24 protein-coding genes are annotated in these 19,995 nt (G+C 65.8%); 14 read left to right on the top strand and 10 right to left on the bottom strand.

Annotated features, from left to right (window positions below; genetic code table 11):
• Window positions 1-20: 20 nt before the first annotated feature.
• A complete protein-coding gene (locus ACTXG5_RS08065; RefSeq protein ID WP_445163176.1) occupies window positions 21-323 on the bottom strand; it encodes a DUF4193 domain-containing protein in 303 nt (100 codons plus the stop codon).
• A 252-nt stretch (window positions 324-575) separates the two neighbouring features.
• Between ACTXG5_RS08065 and ACTXG5_RS08060 the strand changes: the two genes are divergently transcribed.
• Complete coding sequence (locus ACTXG5_RS08060; protein ID WP_445163175.1) at window positions 576-1,250, top strand: HAD family hydrolase; 675 nt, start codon at window positions 576-578, stop codon at window positions 1,248-1,250.
• On the opposite strand, the gene ACTXG5_RS08055 is transcribed toward ACTXG5_RS08060, so the two are convergent.
• Window positions 1,251-1,751: a DUF6328 family protein gene (locus ACTXG5_RS08055; RefSeq protein ID WP_445164312.1), complete on the bottom strand. Its 501-nt coding sequence runs from the start codon at window positions 1,749-1,751 to the stop codon at window positions 1,251-1,253.
• A 66-nt stretch (window positions 1,752-1,817) separates the two neighbouring features.
• Window positions 1,818-2,186: an STAS domain-containing protein gene (locus ACTXG5_RS08050; protein WP_445163174.1), complete on the bottom strand. Its 369-nt coding sequence runs from the start codon at window positions 2,184-2,186 to the stop codon at window positions 1,818-1,820.
• A 159-nt stretch (window positions 2,187-2,345) separates the two neighbouring features.
• On the opposite strand from ACTXG5_RS08050, the gene ACTXG5_RS08045 reads away from it, so the two are divergent.
• The 6 genes from ACTXG5_RS08045 (at window position 2,346) to ACTXG5_RS08020 (ending at window position 7,998) form a co-directional block, all read left to right on the top strand.
• Complete coding sequence (locus ACTXG5_RS08045) at window positions 2,346-3,236, top strand: STAS domain-containing protein (protein WP_445163173.1); 891 nt, start codon at window positions 2,346-2,348, stop codon at window positions 3,234-3,236.
• 22 nt (window positions 3,237-3,258) lie between these two features.
• On the top strand, window positions 3,259-3,648 hold the full coding sequence (locus ACTXG5_RS08040; RefSeq protein ID WP_313862136.1) for an STAS domain-containing protein: 390 nt from the start codon (window positions 3,259-3,261) through the stop codon (window positions 3,646-3,648).
• Window positions 3,638-4,048 (top strand): anti-sigma regulatory factor, encoded by a 411-nt coding sequence (locus tag ACTXG5_RS08035; protein WP_313862137.1) that lies wholly within the window; start codon window positions 3,638-3,640, stop codon window positions 4,046-4,048. The genes ACTXG5_RS08040 and ACTXG5_RS08035 overlap by 11 nt, the downstream gene beginning before the upstream one ends.
• Window positions 4,049-4,050: 2 nt before the next feature.
• Window positions 4,051-4,677, top strand: a complete 627-nt coding sequence (locus ACTXG5_RS08030; protein ID WP_445164311.1) for a SpoIIE family protein phosphatase — start codon at window positions 4,051-4,053, stop codon at window positions 4,675-4,677.
• The gene (locus ACTXG5_RS08025) at window positions 4,674-6,914 is read left to right on the top strand and encodes a SpoIIE family protein phosphatase (RefSeq protein ID WP_445163172.1); all 2,241 of its coding nucleotides are present in this window, start codon (window positions 4,674-4,676) and stop codon (window positions 6,912-6,914) included. The genes ACTXG5_RS08030 and ACTXG5_RS08025 overlap by 4 nt, the downstream gene beginning before the upstream one ends.
• Before the next feature lie 82 nt (window positions 6,915-6,996).
• Window positions 6,997-7,998: an iron-containing redox enzyme family protein gene (locus ACTXG5_RS08020; protein WP_445164310.1), complete on the top strand. Its 1,002-nt coding sequence runs from the start codon at window positions 6,997-6,999 to the stop codon at window positions 7,996-7,998.
• Between the two features lie 2 nt (window positions 7,999-8,000).
• Here the strand turns inward: ACTXG5_RS08020 and ACTXG5_RS08015 are convergent, their stop codons facing one another.
• The 5 genes from ACTXG5_RS08015 to ACTXG5_RS07995 form a co-directional block, all read right to left on the bottom strand.
• Window positions 8,001-8,210, bottom strand: coding sequence for a CDGSH iron-sulfur domain-containing protein (locus tag ACTXG5_RS08015; RefSeq protein ID WP_445163171.1), 210 nt, complete (start codon window positions 8,208-8,210; stop codon window positions 8,001-8,003).
• The gene (locus tag ACTXG5_RS08010; RefSeq protein WP_445163170.1) at window positions 8,207-8,899 is read right to left on the bottom strand and encodes a HemK2/MTQ2 family protein methyltransferase; all 693 of its coding nucleotides are present in this window, start codon (window positions 8,897-8,899) and stop codon (window positions 8,207-8,209) included. Before ACTXG5_RS08010 ends, ACTXG5_RS08015 begins: the two co-directional genes overlap by 4 nt.
• 97 nt (window positions 8,900-8,996) lie before the next feature.
• Window positions 8,997-9,551, bottom strand: a complete 555-nt coding sequence (locus ACTXG5_RS08005; RefSeq protein ID WP_445163169.1) for a type 1 glutamine amidotransferase domain-containing protein — start codon at window positions 9,549-9,551, stop codon at window positions 8,997-8,999.
• Between the two features lie 35 nt (window positions 9,552-9,586).
• On the bottom strand, window positions 9,587-10,573 hold the full coding sequence (locus ACTXG5_RS08000) for an LLM class F420-dependent oxidoreductase (RefSeq protein WP_445163168.1): 987 nt from the start codon (window positions 10,571-10,573) through the stop codon (window positions 9,587-9,589).
• A gap of 51 nt (window positions 10,574-10,624) precedes the next feature.
• Entirely contained in the window at window positions 10,625-11,089 is a 465-nt protein-coding gene (locus ACTXG5_RS07995) for a GatB/YqeY domain-containing protein (protein WP_445163167.1), read from the bottom strand.
• Between the two features lie 74 nt (window positions 11,090-11,163).
• Here ACTXG5_RS07995 and ACTXG5_RS07990 point away from each other — a divergent pair, with 74 nt between their 5' ends.
• From ACTXG5_RS07990 to ACTXG5_RS07970, 5 genes are read left to right on the top strand one after another with little or no spacing between them, the layout of a single operon-like run.
• The gene (locus tag ACTXG5_RS07990) at window positions 11,164-12,534 is read left to right on the top strand and encodes a DUF7847 domain-containing protein (RefSeq protein WP_445164309.1); all 1,371 of its coding nucleotides are present in this window, start codon (window positions 11,164-11,166) and stop codon (window positions 12,532-12,534) included.
• Window positions 12,535-12,547: 13 nt separating this feature from the next.
• Entirely contained in the window at window positions 12,548-13,201 is a 654-nt protein-coding gene (locus ACTXG5_RS07985) for a DUF4129 domain-containing protein (RefSeq protein WP_445163166.1), read from the top strand.
• On the top strand, window positions 13,183-14,334 hold the full coding sequence (locus ACTXG5_RS07980; RefSeq protein WP_445163165.1) for a DUF4350 domain-containing protein: 1,152 nt from the start codon (window positions 13,183-13,185) through the stop codon (window positions 14,332-14,334). The genes ACTXG5_RS07985 and ACTXG5_RS07980 overlap by 19 nt, the downstream gene beginning before the upstream one ends.
• Window positions 14,331-15,326, top strand: coding sequence for an AAA family ATPase (locus ACTXG5_RS07975; protein ID WP_445163164.1), 996 nt, complete (start codon window positions 14,331-14,333; stop codon window positions 15,324-15,326). The genes ACTXG5_RS07980 and ACTXG5_RS07975 overlap by 4 nt, the downstream gene beginning before the upstream one ends.
• Complete coding sequence (locus tag ACTXG5_RS07970) at window positions 15,326-16,660, top strand: DUF58 domain-containing protein (protein ID WP_445163163.1); 1,335 nt, start codon at window positions 15,326-15,328, stop codon at window positions 16,658-16,660. The genes ACTXG5_RS07975 and ACTXG5_RS07970 overlap by 1 nt, the downstream gene beginning before the upstream one ends.
• A gap of 12 nt (window positions 16,661-16,672) precedes the next feature.
• Here ACTXG5_RS07970 and ACTXG5_RS07965 read toward each other — a convergent pair whose 3' ends face one another.
• A complete protein-coding gene (locus tag ACTXG5_RS07965) occupies window positions 16,673-17,665 on the bottom strand; it encodes a stage II sporulation protein M (RefSeq protein WP_445163162.1) in 993 nt (330 codons plus the stop codon).
• Window positions 17,666-17,742: 77 nt separating this feature from the next.
• On the opposite strand from ACTXG5_RS07965, the gene ACTXG5_RS07960 reads away from it, so the two are divergent.
• Entirely contained in the window at window positions 17,743-18,627 is an 885-nt protein-coding gene (locus ACTXG5_RS07960) for an RDD family protein (protein WP_445163161.1), read from the top strand.
• A 12-nt stretch (window positions 18,628-18,639) separates the two neighbouring features.
• Here ACTXG5_RS07960 and ACTXG5_RS07955 read toward each other — a convergent pair whose 3' ends face one another.
• Window positions 18,640-19,029, bottom strand: coding sequence for a hypothetical protein (locus ACTXG5_RS07955; RefSeq protein WP_445163160.1), 390 nt, complete (start codon window positions 19,027-19,029; stop codon window positions 18,640-18,642).
• A 207-nt stretch (window positions 19,030-19,236) separates the two neighbouring features.
• On the opposite strand from ACTXG5_RS07955, the gene ACTXG5_RS07950 reads away from it, so the two are divergent.
• The gene (locus ACTXG5_RS07950) at window positions 19,237-19,959 is read left to right on the top strand and encodes a PadR family transcriptional regulator (RefSeq protein ID WP_445163159.1); all 723 of its coding nucleotides are present in this window, start codon (window positions 19,237-19,239) and stop codon (window positions 19,957-19,959) included.
• The last annotated feature ends 36 nt before the right edge of the window (window positions 19,960-19,995 follow it).

Below are 19,995 nucleotides of genomic sequence, written 5' to 3'. Positions count from 1 at the left end.
CGATTGTAGTTCCCAACGGGCTACGAACAATCGGCGCAAACGGGAAGCCCGGCACTGGACAGGCGCATCCGGTTGCGGTGCTGAACCAGGAAGCAGCTCGAGCAGGTGAACTCGTCGGACCGCTGCGGAATCACCGTCACGGCCAGTTCTTCACCGGAGAGGTCCGCGCCCGGCAGCTCGAAGAAATGCACATCGTTGGGATCGTCATCGACAACTGCGGTGGCCGGCCCCGCCAATTTGGGATCCAGCTGGCGGAGTTCGGAAGGCTCTTGGGTCTCGATGTCGCTCACGCGACGCGCGTCGTAATCGCTTGCGGTCTTCATGGCTGTTCCTTCCTGGCTGGGTGGCGGGATGACGCACGTCCGTGTACTCCCCCTTGGGCAAAGGCGGTACCCCGTTCTGATGCCCCCCACACTGGTCCAGCCGAAGAAATTGCGCGCCCGACAATTTGGGGCACGAGGCAACCCCGGTGGCCTCAAACCGCAGGTCGGCCCCACGGGCACGGCGGTGGGCGAAACATGTTGTATGCCAGGAGACCTCGTGTCAGCGGGCCCCAAGGCGGGTATGCCGCAGCGATGAGTGCTCCCGCTGTCCTGTTCGACGTGGACGGAACCCTGGTCGATTCCAACTACCTGCACGTCTACGCGTGGCAACGCGCGTTTGATGCCGAAGGCATATCGGTCGCGGCCTGGCGCATCCATCGCGGCATCGGCATGGACGGCTCGAAGTTGGTGCGCGCCCTTTCCGACGACGCCCCGGCGGATGTACAAGACCGGCTCAGCGATGCGCACAGCCGGTACTACCGGGAGATCTCGCCACTGCTGGCACCATTGCCGGGCGCCCGGGAGTTGCTGCGCCGCGTCGCCGAACTGGGTCTGCAGGTGGTACTCGCCAGCTCGGCCCCCGACGACGAACTCGACATGCTGCGCAAGGTGCTCCGCTGCGACGACGTGATCGCAGCAACGACGTCGTCCCGCGACGTCGACACCGCCAAGCCCGAGCCGGGCATCGTGCAAGTCGCGATGGACCGGGTCGGTGTGAGTCCTGACCGGGCCGTGTTCGTCGGCGACGCCGTCTGGGATGCACACGCTGCCAAGGCCGCCGGGGTGCCGTGCATCGGAGTGCGCAGCGGCGGCACCGCCGACACCGAATTGCAGGCGGCCGGCGCGTCACCGATCTTCGCCGACCCGCAGGACCTTCTCGATCATTTGGAATCCACCCGCATCGCGGCGCTGGTGCGCGACCGCTGATTACTTGCCGTGGGTGCGCAGCGACAGCGGCAGCAGCCACCAAAAAACCGTAAACATCGCCAGCGCACACGCTCCAGCTATCAACCCCGCGGTGGTCCCGGCCACCGCGACGAAGATGATGGCCGTCACCCCGGTCAGCGCCAACCCGAGCAGCGCCAGCCCGGCGTAGGCGCACCGGTGCGCGGCCGACACCAGCACCTGCAGGCGATGCCGGCGGAACAGCAGCCGATGAATGCCGACCGGGGCGATGAGCAGAACCGTTGCGCCTACCGAACATGCCACCGTCGCCAGATACGCCGTCCGCATCTCTTGATCGAGAACGTCGAACCGCTGCTGGAACGGGAGCGTCAGGAGGAACCCGGTGAGCAGCTGCACGCCGGTCTGCACCACACGGAGTTCCTGCAACAGGCTGGTCCAGTTGCGGTCGAGTCGCTCAGTTTCGGTCTCGCCGCGCTTATCGCGATCCCATCGCTGGTCGTCTTCCGGGTGGTCGACATCCATGTCGGTGATCATCGCACCCACCGGCCCGCTCGACTTCGAGGGACAGAGGCCATGACGTGGGTGACGTCAGCGGTTGAGCTTGCCCTCCCGCACGGCGGTCAAGGCGTCGTCCAACGTCGGATACAACGGGAACGTCTTGTCCAGACCGGTCAGGTGAATCGGGCGTCTGGTCGCCGGACCCCGCGCGACCACCCCGAACTCCGCCGCCTTGCCGAGTTTCTCGAAGGTCGCCGCCAGGATCTTCAGCCCGACCGAGCCGAGAAACTCCACCGCGGAAAGGTCGATGACCAGCGCCGTCGGCGCTTCCGCAACGACCGCACCGATGGCTTGTTCCAAAGCCGGTGCGGTGACTAGATCGATTTCGCCGCTGACACTGACCACGGACACCCCATCGTGGTCCGCGACCAACGTGGTAATCGAATCAGGTGCTGACAATGGTGATCCTTTGTCCCGGGCTTCAATGTGGTGCAAGCCTAGCCTGCCGTGCGAACTGCGAGAAGAAGAAGACCTCAACGCCTGCCGCGCGTCCATTCACGCTAGTCTCCCCATACAACCTGCGCACTGCGGAGCGCGACGCGGCACCCGGGAGGCCAGATGTCAGATTCCAGCAGCACCGGCACCACCTCGCAAACGGCCAGTATCTCCAGTGAAGGTCTTCTTCCGCAGCTAGTGCAGCATCTGCGACAGAATCGCACGGTTCTGCGCGAGGAGTGGGCCCGCCGGATCACCGAGGCCGAATTGCTCACGGCGATGACCCCGGAGGAGCTCTTCTCCGAAGCGACAGCCGTCTACGACAACTACGTTGAGGTCCTCGAAACCGGTAGCGTCGAGGCGCTGCAGGCCTACGCGCGCGACCTGTCGGAACGCATCATCCCGCGAGGCGTGGAAACCGACGAGGTGCTCGGCATCGTGCTGCTGCTGCGCGACGTGCTCGCGCGCTCGCTGTTCGAGAAGTACCAGACCGAGTTCGAAATGCTCAACCGTGTTCTGGACGCCTACGAGCCGGCGGCCAACCGCATCGCCAACACCGTGGGCGTCAGCTTCGTGCAGGAACGTGAGCGCATCATCCGCCAGCAGCAGGAGGCGATCCGCGAGCTGTCCACCCCGGTGTTGCAGGTGCGCGAGCAGCTGCTGATTCTGCCGATCATTGGCGTGCTGGACAGTCAGCGGGCCCGGCAGGTCACCGAGCAACTGTTGAGAGCCATCCGCGCTAACCGCGCCAAAGTGGTGGTCATCGATATCACCGGTGTGCCCACCATCGACTCCACCGTGGCGAACCACCTGGTGCAAACGGTCGATGCCTCCGGGTTGATGGGCGCGAGCGTGATCATCACCGGCCTGTCCTCGGAAATCGCCCTGACGTTGGTGACGATCGGGCTGGACCTGTCGAAGATGAACGCCGTTGGTGACCTACAGGGCGGTATCGAAGAAGCCGAGCGCCTGCTGGGCTACGAAGTCACGCGCACCGGCGAGCTGACCGGGTGAGCACCACCAACACGGGCGCCGTATGCCAGTACCCATCCTGAAACAGGGCTCGATCCTTATCGCCTCGGTGCAGGCCGCCCTGTCTGACTCCGACGCCGAACGACTTCGGTACGACCTGATGGAGCGGGTCAGCCAATTCCGCGCGCAGGGCATCATCGTCGACGTCACCGCTATCGACGTGATGGATTCTTTCGCGGCCCGCTCGCTGCGCACGATTGCGCACATGACCCGGCTGCGCGGCGCGGATACCGTGATCGTGGGTTTGCAGCCAGAGGTGGCCTTCGCGATGGTCCAGCTGGGTCTCGCGTTCGACGACATGAACACCGCGTTGGATCTCGAAGAGGGCCTCGCACTGCTGAATCGCCAACAGGGAGCAGGGAAACCGACGATCGGGCGCGACGGTGGCGTGTGACATTGTCGTCAACATCAATAATTCCGACGACATCGTCGCAGCCCGCAAGGCTGGACATCAGCTAGCACTCGACCTCGGATTCTCGCTGACCGACGTCACCATGATCGCCACGGCGATCTCCGAAATCGCCCGAAACATCACCAGCTACGCGGGTCGCGGCGCAGTTCAGGTCATGGTGGCCGAACGGGACGGCCGCAAGGCTTTAGTCGTTCGCGCCGAGGATGACGGTCCGGGTATCGCCGACATCGAACGGGCAATGGAGGACGGATATTCGACCGGTCGCGGGTTAGGTATGGGCTTGCCCGGTGCCCGCCGTTTGATGGACCGGTTGGTGGTGGAGTCCGAACACGGCCGGGGCACGGTTGTCGAAATGTGGAAATGGGTACCGGCCCGTGCATGACCGTGCATGACAATGGTCGACTAGGGCCGATCGAGTGGGCGAACGCGGGGCGCCCACTACCGGGCGAGGCCACCAGCGGTGATCAAAAGATCGCGATCCCCATCGATGATGGTGCCGCTCTGTTCGGGGTGATCGACGGCCTCGGTCACGGTCCTGACGCCGCGAGCGCCGCAACGCGCGCCGTGGATGCGCTGCAGCGGGCCGGCGGCGAGCGGCTCGAAGTCTTGGTCCAACTCTGTCACCGTGTGTTGGGTGGAACCAGAGGAGTCGCGATGAGCTTGGCTCGGGTGGATTTCGCGGCCAGAACGCTCACCTGGACCGGGGTCGGAAATGTCAGCGCCAACCTCGTCTCCAAGGACGCGACCGGTGTCCACATCCGATCCAGTGCGCGGCTTGCCGCCGGCATCGTCGGCTATCGCATCCCGGAAATCAGGCCGGCGCAGGTGGTTCCGCTTCGCGGCGGTGACTTGATCGTCATCGCCAGCGACGGCATCACCGAGGATCACCTGGACCATATCGACTTTGCCGCTTCGGCCACGGTGATAGCCGAACAGATTCTGGCCAAACATGCCAAGGAAACCGACGACGCGATGGTGCTCGCCGCGCGTCACCGGGGAGTCTCGATATGACCGATGCAGACGAGTTTCACGCTCAATACATCGCCGCACTGCGGACGTATTTGGGCGCGCGTGACGAGGACAGCCTTGCGGTCGGCCACGAGCTCGGGCGCCGGGCATTGCAAGAACGCGTCAGCATGCTCGACATCATCGAGCACCACGTCCGGCTGGTCCTCGAAATGTCCAAGAACATTCAGATCGACGCACCAGTCGCACTGGAATTTCTGTTGCAGACGCTGGCCCCGCTTGACGTCGCGACTCGGGGGTTTCTCGATGGCACCAGGCGCTACGCCGAACAGCGCGCCCGCGCCGACGGTCTCGCCGACCGCGACAAATTCCGTACAGCTCTGGTGAATTCGCTACAGGAGGGCTTCTTCGTCGCCGATCATGAAGGCTCGATCTTCGAAATGAACAACGCCTTCATCGATATCCTCGGCTATCCCCCCGAGGGGTTGCCCTACCGGTGGCCGCACCCGTGGCTGGTCGACAAGAAGACTGCGCGAGAAGAACAATCGAAGGTCCGCAGCGACGGCGCCGCCCAGTACGAGACTCCGATTCGCCATCGCGACGGACATCTCGCCTGGGTGATGGTGAGCATCAACGCGGTCCGGGAGGCCGGGTCGGACCGAGATGTCTACGTCGGGACGATTCGCGACGTCACCGCGGAGCGGGCCTTTGCCGCCCGGGAGAGCGCGGTGCTGCGCCTGGCCACCGCCGTGGCGGTCGCCAAAAGCGTCGCCGAGGTATTGGCGATCACCCTCGACGAGTGCCGGACGGCGATCGGCGTCCAGCGCGTGATCGCAGTGACCTGGCCGGCCGGCGACGGGGAGCCCACTGTTCAGGTGGCGGGCGAGCCCGCCGAAACGACGTGGCGCGGACTAGATGACTGGTTGCGCAACACCTTTCAGGACGCACGCCACCAGCTGCCGCTGACGGCCAAAATCGTCGAACAGCCAGACAAGCCCGGCAAAGCGCAGGGATTGGTCGCGGTGCTCTCTGGCACCGGAGACCTCGCGTTGTGGTTGGAACTCGGTGCATCGCGCTGGGTCAGCGCGGAGGATCGGCTCCTGGTCACGGTGCTGATCGGTCACCTGAGTTTGGCCATGCAGCATGTGCGCCAATTCGAGAGCGCTCGTGAGACATCGCTGACACTGCAGCGCGCGCTGCTGCCACCGATGGAGCCGCCACCGGGATTTGCCATGCGCTACGAACCCGCTGTTCCGCCGTTGGAGATCGGGGGCGACTGGTACGACGTGCTGCCGATCGGCGATCACCGCATCGGCATGGTCGTCGGCGACTGCGTGGGCCGGGGTCTGCCGGCCGCGGCGATCATGGGCCAGCTACGCAGCTCGGCGCGCGCCCTGTTGATCAACGGCGCCCAACCCGCGCTAGTGCTCGAGCAACTCGACCTGGCCGCCAGGCTCATTCCAAATGCTTACTGCACCACCGTTTTTCTGGCAATCCTAGATACCGAATCCGGCGTCTTGGAGTACAGCAACGCGGGACACATGCCCGCGGTGCTCGCCGGGCCCAACTCCGGCACCACGATATTGAACGATGCCCGCTCAGTGCCGCTCGCGGTGCGTCGCGACGAGCCTCGCCCGCAACTGTCCCGGCGACTGCCGTCCGGCTCGACGCTGATGGTGTTCACCGACGGATTGGTCGAACGCAAACACGTCTCGATTGACGACGGAATCATCCGCGCCGCCGACGTTTTGGTGGAGACGATGACCTTACCGCTGGACGCCGTCGCGGATGCGGTGCTGCGCGAGCTGTCTCCGGCAGCGGGATACGACGACGACGTGGCGATGGTGATATACCGGCATCAGCAGGCGCCGCTTCACATCGAAACCCATGCTATTGCAGATGAATTGTCCAGCACCCGGCATCGGCTGGCCGATTGGCTCAGAGCCGCCGAAGTCCCGCGCGAATTGATCGACGACATCGTGCTGGTCGTCAACGAAGCATGCACCAACTGCGTCGAGCACGCCTACCGCGGGCACGGGGCCGGGACGACGCAGCTTGAAGTCGAAACCGTTGACGGTGAAATCCGGGCGCGCGTCACCGATCAGGGATCCTGGAAGCTGCCGGCGATCAACCCGGGTAACAGCGGACGGGGCCTGATCCTGATGAGGGCCATCAGTGACTCGATGGAGATCGACAACAGCCCAACCGGAACCACGGTCGACATCACCTTTCGACTGCCGACGGCGCCGGCCGGGGTCGAAGACTGGTCCGGTGGCCGCTAGCAAGCGCCGAGCTGACGGCGCTGACACCGTTTGCGGCGACCCCGATCGTGGTATGTCCAACGACGTGACCCGCGCGTCGATCATGCTTGAACCTGCCCTACCGGCAGCACACGGACCGTTGTCGACGGCGGTGCATCGCGCGTTGACCGGACCTCCGTCCGGAGACCATCTCGCCCGGACCGGCGCATCCGTCCGTGATTCGGATCCCTACGGCCTCGACCTGCAGCTGGCCTTGTGCATGTGCTACGAGCTGCACTACCGGGGCTTTGCGGGCGTCGATCCCACCTGGGAATGGAATCCCGACCTGTTGGGTCTGCGCGCCGAACTCGAGCGTGCCTTTCTGGCAGGCGTGCGCCGCGACGTCGAGCCGATCGACCCCGACCACACCGCGGCACTGGAAATGGAAGCGATTTCCGTCGAACCGGTCGAGGGCACCGGCCCGTCCTACTATTTGCGCGACACCGGGACGTGGCAGCAGATGCGCGAATACCTGGCGCAAAGATCGCTGTATCACCTCAAGGAGGGCGATCCACACGCCTGGGCGATTCCCCGGCTGACGGGCGGTGCCAAGGCGGCGTTCGTGGCAATCGAATTCGACGAGTATGGCGCCGGACAGGCTGCCCGACTGCACCAGCAGCTCTATGCGGATCTGTTGACGGCAGCCGATCTGGACCCGACATATCTGGGCTACCTCGATGCCGTCCCCGCCGACGCGCTAGCCGTGGTCAACCTGATGTCGCTGTTCGGCTTGCACCGCTGGCTGCGTGGCGCGGCAATCGGGCACTTCGCCGCGACGGAGATCACCTCGTCGCCCGGATCCCGCCGGATGGTTGAGGCCCTGGAGAGGATGGCCGCACCGCCGGCCTGCGTCGCCTTCTACCGCGAACACGTGGAGGCCGACGCGGTGCACGAACAGGTGGTACGCCTTGACGTGGTCGGCGATCTCGTGGCCCGCGAACCGCAGTTGGACCGCGACGTCGTTTTCGGAATGCGCGCATTCACTGTGGTCGAAGATCGACTCGCCGATACCATCATGGCGTCCTGGACGCAGGACCTAACGTCGTTGCGGCGACCTCTCGACTAGCCTCAGTTAGGCTCTGGGCCAACACCTTCGACGTGCCGACAGCGCCGGTGGCTGGTGTCGCATAACGGATATTCCTTGCTTCGGCCACAGGTGCAGATGGCGACCATGAACCGGTCGGATTCGACGACGCCCCCGCCGTCCATTTCGATTCGCACCGGGCCCGATACCAGAATGGGGCCTTTGGGTACCACGCGTACCCGTGTTCCGCTCATGGCTTATCCGCCCGGATCACAACCAACTCCTCTTCCCGGCAGCCGTGCCGCAGCAGGCCGATTTCCTCCAGCCAGTCCGCCCGCTCCGAGAGCACCGGCCCGAATGGAATCCATTCGGAAGCAACGACTTCAGCGTCCAATCCGGTCGACCGCAGGCAGTCCAGAGACTGTTGCACACCAGCCAGGGCCGAGTGTACGAGCAGCAGGGATCCGCTGTCGCACAGCAGTTTTGATGCCGATGCGCAGAGCGGATCCAGCACCAGGCGCCCATCGGGACCGGCATTCCACGCCCAGGACGGGCCCAGACCCCGCGAGACGGCCTCAATGTCGGCCTCCGGCGGGGTCGGCACGTAGGGCGGGTTGGACACCACCACGTCGAATGGCGCGCACCTCAGGGCGGCAATCCACGAGCCTTCCCGGACGTCGATGTCGACCCCCGCCACGGCCGCGTTGCCCAGGGTGGAATGCACCGCGTGCGGACAAATATCGAACGCGGTAACGCTGGCACAACCCATGTCGGCAGCCGCAAGCGCGACGAACCCGCTACCGGTACACAGATCCAGGACTCGACGACCGGAGACGACTCCGCTGTGTTGCATTGCCCGAACGAGCAATCGGGAGTCTTCTTGTGGCTGATACACCGTGGGCGCAGCCAAGACGTCGACAGGAGCAGGGTACGTGCTGATCAACGGTGCGCCTTTCGGGTGATCGCCGTGGTGATCACGGCATGTTGTGTTAAATGCCCACAAACAATGCGTTGAAACGCCGCCCCCGCCCGGCGATGGTTTAACCCGTTGGAGCGTGCGCGAATTGCTCGATGAGTGTCGAGCAAAATGCGGGCAGGTCCGCCGGAGAGCGACTGGTGATCACGTTGCCGTCCACGACGACTTCCTCGTCGACGACCCGCGCGCCCGCGTTGCGCAGATCGGTGCGAATGCTCGGATAGGAGGTAAGTGTTCGCCCCGCCGCCACACCGGCTTCCACCAGTGTCAGCGGGCCATGACAGATGGCCGCGACCGGCTTTCCGGATCCGACGAAGTCACGGACGAACGAGACTGCCGTCGCGTCCATCCGCAGCTTGTCGGGGTTCACCGTGCCGCCCGGGAGCACTAAGCCGTCGAACTCAGCTACCGACGCGTCCGACACCACACGGTCGACCGCGAAAGTTCCCGCGGGTTCGAGATCATGCTCGCGTGCTTGAATTTCGCCGGGTTTCAACGAGAGGACTTCGGTCTGAGCGCCCGCCTGTTGCAGGGCCGCGCGAGGCTGCTCGAGTTCGACCTTTTCCACGCCGTCGGTGGCCAGAATGGCGATTCTCTTGCCTTGCAATTCGTTTGACACCTCGTTCTCCTTCACGGTTGGGTCTGCGAGCGCGGTTAGGGTGCTGCCGCCCGCAGCGCTGCCAGCAAGGGCTCTGCTACTTCTTTGAGAAACAGATCTTGGGTCTGCCCGCCGATCTGAACCAGCGCAACGTCGGTGAAGCCGGCTTCCCAGTAGGGCCGGACCGCGTCCACGATCGCGTCGAGGTCGGGCCCGCAGGGAATGCTCTCGGCGACATCTTCGGGGCGCACGAACTGAGTGGCCCCGGCGAAACCGGCCGGCGTGGGCACGTCGGCGTTGACCGCCCACCCGCCGCCGAACCACCGGAACTGATCGTGCGCGCGTTCGATCGCGGCGTCACGGTCAGGATCCCAGCACACCGGAATCTGCCCGACGACTCGCCCGCCTTCGGTCCCGTTGGCGGCCTGCCGGGCAACATGCCAGGAGTCCACCAGGTCTTTGTCGGGCTGCACGGCCACCAGATGGTCGGCGAGTTTGGCGAATTTCTCGACACTCTTCGGCCCGCTTATCGCCACGCCCAGGCCGACCGGAACATCGGGCACGTCCCACAGTCGCGCGGAGTCCACCTGGAAGTAGTCGCCACGCCAGTTCACCAGCCGGCCGCCGAACAGTTCACGAATGATCTTGATGGCTTCGCGCAGCATGTCATGGCGCCGTTCGACGGTGGGCCAGTCCTTGCCGACGACGTGTTCGTTGAGGTTTTCACCGCTGCCCAACCCGAGCGTGAACCGTCCGTCGGCAAGTATCTGCACGGTGGCGGCCTGCTGGGCGACGATCGCGGGGTGGTAGCGCATCGTCGGGCACGTGACATAGCTGTAGAGATCCACCTGTTGCGTAGCGTGGGCCACCGCGCCCAGCACCGCCCAGGCGTTTGGCGCATGCCCCTGCGAAGTCAGCCACGGGGAGAAGTGGTCGCTGCAGACCTCGAAGTCGAATCCGCGTTCCTCGGCTGAAACCGCATAGCTCACAAGGTCTTTGGGTCCACTCTGCTCGGTCATCAACGTATAGCCGAACTTGGTCATAGCACACCGGATACCCCGGGCGCGTGGACGCAAACCGCGAGTGCGACGCGCCTAGAGCCGCTCTTTGACCGCTGCAGACAGCCGGGCGCCGTCTGCCTTTCCGGCCGCGATCGTGGTCGCCGCCTTCATGACCTGTCCCATCTGCTTCATGCCGGGGCGCTCGCCGATCGCCTCGGCAACCTGCGCGATGGCGGTGTCGGCCACATCGGCCACCTCGGCCTCGGTGAGTGGCGTGGGCAGATAGTCGTCGATGATCCGCGCCTCGGCGTGCTCGGTGGCGGCGAGCTCGCCGCGGCCGTTCTGGGTGTAGATCTCGGCGGCCTCGCCGCGTTTGCGGGATTCCCGGGCGAACACCTTGAGGATTTCGTCATCGGAAAGCTCCCTGGCCTGCTTGCCGGAGACTTCCTCGGTCTGGATCGCGGCCAGCAACATGCGCAGGGTTGCGGTCCGCAACTTATCCTGGGACTTCATCGCCCCAGTCAGGTCCGCCCGGAGCCGGGCTTTGAGTTCCGCCATGCCGGAAACGCTACGCGCCGGGACAGCGTGCAGACTGCGCAGGCCAGCGGGGCCGGGACCCGAAACCCGGGAAGATTGAGAAAAGGCCCGACCGCCGACAGGATGGAGCCCATGACGAACGACAACGGCTGTTCGACACGGTGAGCGCCCCGCCGCCTGGCTATCCGGTTGGTCCCCAGCCGGGAGGGCCGACACCGGCCGGCTATCCGCCCCCGGGGTATGGCACGCCCGCGTACGGTCCGCCACCTGCATACGGGCCGCCACCTGCATACGGTGCGCCGCTCGGCTACGGCCCCCCACCCGCATACGGGCCGCCGCCCGGCTACGGCCCCCCACCTGGCTATGGCCCCCCGCCCGGCTACGGTCCCCCACCCGGCTACGGCCAGCCGCCCGGCTACGGTCCCCCACCCGGCTACGGCCAGCCGCCCGGCTACGGGCCGCCGCCTGGCTACGGCTCACCCCAGTTGACCCCGGGAGCGATCAAACCCGGGATCATCCCGCTGCGTCCGTTGAGCCTGAGCGACATCTTCAACGGCGCGGTCGGCTACATTCGCGCCAACCCGAAGGCCACCCTGGGATTGACCGCGATCGTCGTTGTGGTCATGCAGATCATTTCGCTGATCGCCACTGTTGGGCCGATCGCCGCCTATGGCAGGTTCAGCACCGATCGATCAGCCGAAATGAGCTGGGGAGTCGTGGGCGCCTGGCTGGGGTCGATGGGCGCCGGCGTGCTGGTCACCTGGCTGGGCAGCATGCTGCTGTCCGGAATGCTCACCGTTATCGTCGGGCGCGCGGTGTTCGGATCGCCGATCACCATCGGCGAAACATGGGCCAAGATCCGTGGGCGGCTGCTGCCCCTGCTCGGCTTGGCGCTGCTGGAAGCTGCCGTCGTGGGAATTCTCTTCGGGCTGGCGGCGGTGATCGTCGCCGTGCTTGCGGCGATCGGCAGCGGGGCCGCGGCGGTGCTGCTGGGTGTCCCGCTTTTCTTCGCCATGATCGCGTTGATGGTGTATTTGTACATGGTCGTGTTGTTCGCACCCGTGCTGATCGTGCTGGAGCGGCTGCCGGTCATCGAAGCGATCACCAGATCCTTTGCGCTGCTTCGCAACGGCTTCTGGCGGGTACTGGGCATCCGGGTTTTGACGTTCATCGTGGCGAGTGTGGTCTCCGGCGCGATCAGTGCACCGTTCAGCATCGTCGGCCAGGTGATGCTGGCCGGAATGCCGTCCACCGGAATCCTGTTGCTCGGCACCGTAATCACGTCGATCGGATCGGCGATCGGCCAGATCATCACGGCACCGTTCAACGCCGGCGTGATCGTACTGCTCTACACCGACCGCCGAATCCGTGCCGAGGCTTTCGATCTGGTGCTGCAGTCCGGCGCTGCGAGCGGACCCTACGCGGCCGCGTCGACCGACAACCTCTGGCTGACCAGGCCAGCGTGAGAAACAGCTGACAGTGCCTTCTATCGACATCGACCGCGATGCCGCACATCAGGCCGCCGAGTCAGAGCTCAACCAACCGATCTACACCAAGGCGTCCGCGACACAGCAGTTCCTCGATTGGATGAACGAACTGCTGTATCGGCTGTTGCAGAAGAGCGCCTCGATACCCGGTGGATGGTTGACCACCGCGGTGCTGCTGACCTTGCTGGCCGTCGCGATCGTGGTCGCCATCCACATCGCTCGGCGCACCATGCGCACCAGGCGCCGCGGCGACTACCAATTGTTCGAAGCCACCCAGCTCACCGCGGCCCAACATCGCGAAACTGCGGAACGCTATGCAGCGGAGGGAAATTGGACCGTAGCCATCCGTCACCGGTTGCGTGCCATCGCCCGTCAACTCGAGGAGACCGGCGTCCTGAACCCGGCGCCTGGGCGCACCGCCAACGAGCTCGCGCGAGACGCCGCCGAGGCGTTGCCACATCTGACTGACGAATTATCCCAGGCGGCAACGGCATTCAACGATGTCACCTACGGCGAGGTGCCCGGCACCCAGGCCGCCTACCAGATGATCGTCGATCTCGACGACCACTTGCGGACGCGAGCGCCGGCCGCCGCATCCGGCACCGAACATCACGCTCCGGCCGAATCATGGGCGCAGGTGCGGTGATGGCGACCATCGCGTCGGTTCCGTCAACCCGACGGTGGCGGTCGTGGCGCGGGGTCGCGCTGACGCTGGTCGTGCTCGCGGTCGTCGCCTGGATCGGCGCATACCTGACCGCGCCCCGGCCGGGTGCTCGAATGGATCCGGCATCCACCGAACCCGACGGTGCCCACGCGCTGGTGACGCTATTACGCGACGGCGGCGTCGACGTTATCGTCGCAGGCAGCATCTCCGACGTCGAACATGCAGCACGTCCCGACACGCTGATCCTGGTAGCGCAGAGCCAGTACCTGACCGACGACTCGCAATTGGAGCGGCTGGCCGGTGCGCCCGGCGACCTGCTGCTGGTCGAACCGACCGCGCGAACCCGCGAGGCGCTGTTGCCCGGGGTGCGCATCTCGGGCGCCAGCACCTTCGACAGCGACCCGAATTGCACTCTGCGAGAAGCCACCCGGGCCGGGTCGGTTCGCTTCGGGCCAAGCGACACTTTCGACGTCAAAGATGGCCGGCCAATCACCAGCTGTTACGACGGGGTGCTGATTCGGTTCCGGGACAACGGGCGAACCACCACCGCGGTCGGGAGTAGCGACTTCATGACCAACGGGGGCCTGTTGCAGGCGGGCAATGCCGCCCTCGCGATGAACCTTGCGGGCGACCGGCCCCGCCTCATCTGGTACGCGCCACATCACGCCGAGGGTGAAACATCCTCCCCAACTTCAATTTTCGACCTCATTCCGGACAACGTGACCTGGATCGTCTGGCAGCTGTGGGTGGTCGTGCTGCTGGTTGCACTGTGGAAGGGTCGCCGTCCCGGTCCGCTGGTGGCCGAGGACCTACCCGTCGTGGTACGCGCGTCGGAGACCGTGGAGGGCCGCGGCCGGCTGTACCGATCCCGCCGGGCACGCGATCGCGCCGCCGCGGCACTGCGCACCGCGACACTGCAGCGGCTGCTGCCCCGGCTCGGCTTGGGCCCCGGCGCGCAAGCGCAGGCGGTGGTCATGACGGTTTCCCAGCGCACCGGGATCGACGCGGGATTCGTTTCCCACCACCTGTTCGGCCCACCGCCGAATACCGACAATGACTTGCTCCAACTTGCCCATGCACTCGACGAAATCGAAAGGCAGGTCACCAACTCGTGACACAGTCCCCTTCCACACCGCAAGCCGCTACCGCAGAATCTCCGCACGCCGACTCGGCGCGAGATGCACTGCTGGCATTGCGCGGCGAGCTCGCCAAGGCCGTCGTCGGACAGGAAGGGGTGGTCAGTGGCCTGGTGATCGCGCTGCTGTGCCGCGGGCATGTGCTGTTGGAAGGTGTTCCCGGAGTGGCGAAGACGCTGCTCGTCCGAGCGCTGTCCGCGGCATTGCAATTGGACTTCAAGCGCGTGCAGTTCACGCCGGATCTGATGCCCGGCGATATCACCGGTTCGCTGGTGTACGACGCGCGCACCGCCGCGTTCGTATTCCGGCAGGGCCCGGTATTCACCAATCTGCTGCTGGCAGACGAGATCAACCGCACCCCGCCCAAGACGCAGGCCGCGCTGCTCGAAGCCATGGAGGAGCGTCAGGTCAGCGTGGATGGCGAATCCCGGCCGCTACCAGACCCATTCATCGTCGCGGCCACCCAGAACCCCATCGAATACGAGGGCACCTACCAGTTGCCCGAAGCCCAGCTCGACCGCTTCTTGCTCAAGCTGAATGTGACACTGCCGCCGCGTGATTCCGAGATCGCCATCCTCAGCCGGCACGCACACGGCTTCGATCCTCGCGACCTGTCGGCGATCAAACCGGTGGCCGGACCCGCCGAGCTGGCGGCCGGTCGCCAAGCGGTGCAGCAAGTACTGGTCGCCGATGAGGTATTGGGCTACATCGTCGACATCGTCGGAGCAACCCGCTCCTCCCCCGCATTACAGCTGGGTGTCTCACCGCGTGGCGCGACAGCCCTGCTGGCCACCGCCCGCTCATGGGCGTGGCTATCCGGCCGCAATTACGTCACTCCCGACGACGTGAAGGCGATGGCCCGCCCGACGCTGCGGCACCGGGTGATGCTTCGTCCCGAAGCCGAGCTCGAGGGTGCGACGCCCGACGGAGTGCTTGACGGCATCTTGGCATCGGTTCCGGTGCCCCGCTAGTGATCCTGACCGGACGCACTGGCCTGGTGGCGCTGATCGGCATCCTGCCGATCGCACTTTCCCCTTGGCCGGAAAAGGTTTTCGAGGTGCTGCTGGCAGCGCTGGCGACAGCGGTGGCTGTCGATATCGCACTGGCGGGCAGCACCCGCAGACTGCGTTATATCCGTTCACCGGACAGCTCGGCCCGGCTGGGCCAACCGGTGGATGTGAATGTGGAGATCCACAACGACGGCCCCCGCCGCTTCCGCGGCCAAATCCGCGACGCCTGGCCACCCAGCGCGCGCGCCGAACCACGCATCCACGCGCTCAAGATCCCCGCCGGGCAACTCCAGCGTGTCCAGACCCACCTGCGACCGGTCCGCCGCGGCGACCAGCGTGCGGCGGTAGTCACCGCCCGATCCATCGGGCCGCTGGGGTTGGCCGGGCGGCAGGGCTCGCAGCCGGTGCCCGGTCAAGTCCGGGTACTGCCCCCCTTCCTGTCGCGCAAGCACCTGCCGTCGCGGCTCGCCAGACTTCGCGAGATCGACGGGCTGCTGCCGACACTGATACGCGGACAGGGAACCGAATTCGACTCGCTGCGCGAGTATGTCGTTGGCGACGATGTGCGCTCGATCGACTGGCGTGCCACCGCGCGTCGCGCCGATGTCATGGTCCGTACCTGGCGGCCCGAACGCGACCGGCGGGTGGTGATTGTGCTCGACACCGGACGCATGGCGGCGGGCCGCGTGGGTGTGGATCCGACTTCTTCTGGTCCGGGAGCCGACCCCGCGGGATGGCCTCGTCTGGACTGGTCGATGGACGCCGCACTGCTGCTGGCCGCGCTGGCGTCGCGGGCCGGCGATCATGTCGATTTCCTCGCCCATGACCGGGTCAGCCGGGCCGGCGTGTTCGGCGCCTCGCGCACCGAGCTGCTCGCCCAGCTGGTGGACGCGATGGCCCCGCTGCAGCCAACGCTTGTCGAGTCCGATTGGCGCGCAATGGTTGCCGCCATCGCGCGGCGCACCCGGCGGCGATCATTGGTGGTGCTGCTGACCGACCTCAACGCCACCGCCCTCGACGAGGGCCTGCTGCCGGTGTTGCCGCGGTTATCGTCCAAACACCATCTGATGGTCGCCGCGGTCTCCGACCCGCGGGTGGACCAAATGGCCACCGGGCGTTCGGATGCGGCAGCGGTCTACGACGCCGCGGCCGCCGAACGATCGCGCAATGACCGCCGCGCGATCGCCACACGGCTGCGTCAGGGCGGCGTCGACGTCGTCGACGCGCCGCCCACCGAGCTCGCGCCCGCCCTTGCTGACCACTATCTCGCTATGAAAGCGACTGGGCGGCTTTGACGTTCCGCCGGCTCAGCCGGTCGGGACCACGTCGGGCGCGTCGTCGATATCGCCGGTCTCCCCGGCTCTCGCCGCTCGACGCCCGAAGTAGACCACATACGACAAGAACGCCACCTCGGCGATGATCCCGATACCGACGCGAATAAATGTCGGCAAGGGTGACGGCGTCACCAAGGCTTCGATCAACCCGGAGACCAGCAGCACACCGACGAGTCCCACCGCGACCGAAACGACGGCCCGGCCCTGTTCGGCGAGCACCTGTCCGCGGGGCCGGTCTCCCGGCGATATCACCGACCACCCCAGCCGCATCCCCGCTGCCCCGGAGAGGAATACCGCCGTCAGTTCCAGCAGCCCGTGCGGAGCCAGCAGGCCCAGCAGGATGTCGCCCTTGCCGGCCTGAAACATCAGGCCCGCGATCAGCCCCGTGTTGGCGGCGTTTTGAAACAACACGAACGGAATCGGCAGTCCCAGCAGCACCGAGAACGCGATGCACTGCGCGGAAACCCAGGAATTGTTCACCCAGACTTGCAGCCCGAACGCCGCGGCGGGGTGTTCGCTGTAATAGGACGCGACATCGTGATTGATCAATTGGTCGATGTCGCTTGGTGTTCCGACCGCGGACTGCACTTCGGGATTGGTGGCCACCCAGAATGCGATGACCACCACGACGGCGAAGAATGCCACCGCGGTGCCCAACCACCACCGCCACGTGCGGTAGGCGACCACCGGAAACGACACCGTCCAGAACCGGGTGAAGGTCCTGCTCAGTGGCGCATGAGCACCGGTCACCGCGGAGCGGGCGCGCGCGATCAGGCTCGACAGCCGGCCGATCATCAGCGAATCCGACGACGCCGACCGCAGCATGGACAGATGGGTGGACACTCGCTGGTACAGCTCGACGAGTTCGTCGACTTCCGCGCCCGTCAGCGACCTGCGCTTCTTGATCAACTGATCAAGCCGGTCCCAGGTACCGCGATGGGTCAGCACGAATGCGTCGACGTCCACCCTGAGCAGCCTAATCGCAATTTCGGGGCCGCCGACAGCAACCGGTCACGCCCATCCAGCCTGTACCGTTCGGTGTTATGTCGGAGGTGGTGACCGGGGACGCAGTGGTGCTGGACGTGCAGATCGCCCAGTTGCCGGTGCGGGCCCTGAGCGCGCTGATCGATATCACGGTGATTTTCCTGTTGTACGTGATCGGGCTGATGTTGTGGGCGACCACGCTGACGCAATTCGACGACGCGCTGAGCGGGGCCGTCCTGATCATCTTCACCGTGCTCGTGATGGTCGGGTATCCGATGACATTCGAAACAGCCACCAGGGGACGGTCGGTGGGCAAGATCGTCATGGGCCTGCGAGTGGTGTCCGACGACGGCGGCCCAGAACGCTTCCGGCAGGCCCTTTTTCGCGCGCTGGCATCGGTGGTGGAGATCTGGATGCTCGCCGGCAGTCCCGCCGTCATCTGCAGCATTCTGTCGCCGAAGGCCAAACGCGTCGGCGACATCTTCGCCGGCACAGTCGTCGTCAGTGAGCGTGGACCCCGATTGGGACCACCACCGATGATGCCACCGTCGTTGGCGTGGTGGGCGTCGTCGCTGCAGCTGTCGAACCTCAACGCCGGCCAGGCTGAAGTCGCACGCCAATTCCTTTCCCGGGCACCGCAACTCGATCGCCAGCTGCGGCTGCAAATGGCATACCGAATTGCCGGTGATGTGGTGTCGCGGATCGCGCCGCCGCCCCCGCCCGGCGCCCCGCCCGAGCTGGTGCTGGCCGCCGTCCTGGCCGAACGACACCGCCGCGAGCTGGCGCGACTCCGCCCCGCAATGCCACCTGGCCCGATGGGACCACCGGCGGGCCCCTGGGCGGCCGGGCCCCAGTTAACCGGACCGCCCGGCTGGCACCCCGCGCCGCCAGCGCCCATGCCCCAGCAGGGACAGCAAACGGGCGGCTTCTCGCCGCCGCACTAAGTCGTTATCGGGCTAGCTCGCGACGCTGGCTGCCATCAGCGCGACATCGACTACCAACAGCGCCCACCCGCATAGCGGCACCGCGACCCCGCCGCGCCGCTTGGCCGTGAAAAAAGACAGCAGAAGGACGACGAAGGCCACCACCGGCGCGCCGTAAAACGCAACACCGAAATCAATCCCGCCGTGGCCCAAGTTCGGGCAACTGCGGTCGGTGCATCCGTCGGTACTCATCACCGCGCCGAGCGCAAAGAGCATGACGATCGCGGCGGCGGGCACTGTCGACAGCGCCAACCCCCAGTTAACCCAGGGCCGCACGTGGCGGTCCCCGCTGTGGTGCTGTGCAGGGTCCTCGGCGCTGTGGATCTGGCTGTCGAACGTCAGGTTGGGGTTCTTTGCGTCCATTAGTGAGGTCGTACCCGTCGCCCGCCGGATACAAACGAGCCGCGGACCGGAGCGCGCGGTTCTCCGTTAGTCCAGGTCAGGACTGCGGGAAGCCGCGTTGACGGTCTTGCGCTGGAATAGATCGTTGCATCGCGTTAGTTTACGATATATCGTGATATTCCGAAGCGTGCAGACAGCCCGCTACCCCAGAACATGAGGACTACAACAATGAGCAACCCATTCACTCCCCCCGATGGACCGTTCCCCGGTCACCCCGGCCTCGGATTCGGCTTCGGCCCCGGGCATGGGCCCGGGCAGCGACGCGCCCTGCATGGCGCCAGGCGGCAGGCCCGACGGGAATTCTTCGACAACCTCCGCGACCAAGCCGGCGAACAGGGCTTTGGGCCCGGTTTCGGTCCCGGCTTTGGCCCCGGCTTTGGGCCGGGCTTCGGTCCCGGGTTCGGTTTCGGCCCCGGTGGGCGACGCGGCGGATTTCGTCGCGGCGCAGGAGGCCGCGGTCGCCGCGGTGACGTGCGAGCAGCCATCCTGACGCTGCTGGCCGAGCGGCCCATGCACGGCTACGAGATGATCCAGCAGATCGCCGAACGCAGCAATGGAATCTGGAAACCCAGTCCCGGGTCCGTGTACCCAACGCTGCAGCTGCTCGACGACGAGGGTCTGATCGTCGCAAGCGAATCCGACGGCAGCAAGAAGCTTTTCGAGCTGACCCCAGAAGGCCGTGCCGCGGCCGAGAAAGTCGAGACCGCACCGTGGGACGAGATCGCCGAAGGCGCCGACCCCGGTCAGATGAACCTGCGGTCGGCCATCGGCCAGCTGTTCGGCGCGGTCGCGCAATCTGCGCACACCGCCACCGCCGACCAGCAGCAGCGCATCATCGAGATCCTCAACAATGCGCGGCGCGAGGTCTACGGCATCCTCGGCGAGGACTGACCGTTCTGCTAAGAAATGCCCGCCGGCAATGCGCCG

The sequence above is a fragment of the Mycobacterium sp. Dal123C01 genome, from assembly GCF_052566995.1.
This window is presented reverse-complemented; position numbering and strand designations above follow the sequence as displayed.

What these genes read in the sequence shown, in the direction of transcription:
- ACTXG5_RS08065 (WP_445163176.1), bottom strand. Translation starts at nt 323, where the DNA reads ATGAAGACCGCAAGCGATTACGACGCGCGTCGCGTGAGCGACATCGAG.
- ACTXG5_RS08060 (WP_445163175.1), top strand. Translation starts at nt 576, where the DNA reads ATGAGTGCTCCCGCTGTCCTGTTCGACGTGGACGGAACCCTGGTCGAT.
- ACTXG5_RS08055 (WP_445164312.1), bottom strand. Translation starts at nt 1,751, where the DNA reads ATGGATGTCGACCACCCGGAAGACGACCAGCGATGGGATCGCGATAAG.
- ACTXG5_RS08045 (WP_445163173.1), top strand. Translation starts at nt 2,346, where the DNA reads ATGTCAGATTCCAGCAGCACCGGCACCACCTCGCAAACGGCCAGTATC.
- ACTXG5_RS08040 (WP_313862136.1), top strand. Translation starts at nt 3,259, where the DNA reads ATGCCAGTACCCATCCTGAAACAGGGCTCGATCCTTATCGCCTCGGTG.
- ACTXG5_RS08025 (WP_445163172.1), top strand. Translation starts at nt 4,674, where the DNA reads ATGACCGATGCAGACGAGTTTCACGCTCAATACATCGCCGCACTGCGG.
- ACTXG5_RS08020 (WP_445164310.1), top strand. Translation starts at nt 6,997, where the DNA reads ATGCTTGAACCTGCCCTACCGGCAGCACACGGACCGTTGTCGACGGCG.
- ACTXG5_RS08015 (WP_445163171.1), bottom strand. Translation starts at nt 8,210, where the DNA reads ATGAGCGGAACACGGGTACGCGTGGTACCCAAAGGCCCCATTCTGGTA.
- ACTXG5_RS08000 (WP_445163168.1), bottom strand. Translation starts at nt 10,573, where the DNA reads ATGACCAAGTTCGGCTATACGTTGATGACCGAGCAGAGTGGACCCAAA.
- ACTXG5_RS07995 (WP_445163167.1), bottom strand. Translation starts at nt 11,089, where the DNA reads ATGGCGGAACTCAAAGCCCGGCTCCGGGCGGACCTGACTGGGGCGATG.
- ACTXG5_RS07980 (WP_445163165.1), top strand. Translation starts at nt 13,183, where the DNA reads ATGGGCGCAGGTGCGGTGATGGCGACCATCGCGTCGGTTCCGTCAACC.
- ACTXG5_RS07960 (WP_445163161.1), top strand. Translation starts at nt 17,743, where the DNA reads ATGTCGGAGGTGGTGACCGGGGACGCAGTGGTGCTGGACGTGCAGATC.
- ACTXG5_RS07955 (WP_445163160.1), bottom strand. Translation starts at nt 19,029, where the DNA reads ATGGACGCAAAGAACCCCAACCTGACGTTCGACAGCCAGATCCACAGC.
- ACTXG5_RS07950 (WP_445163159.1), top strand. Translation starts at nt 19,237, where the DNA reads ATGAGCAACCCATTCACTCCCCCCGATGGACCGTTCCCCGGTCACCCC.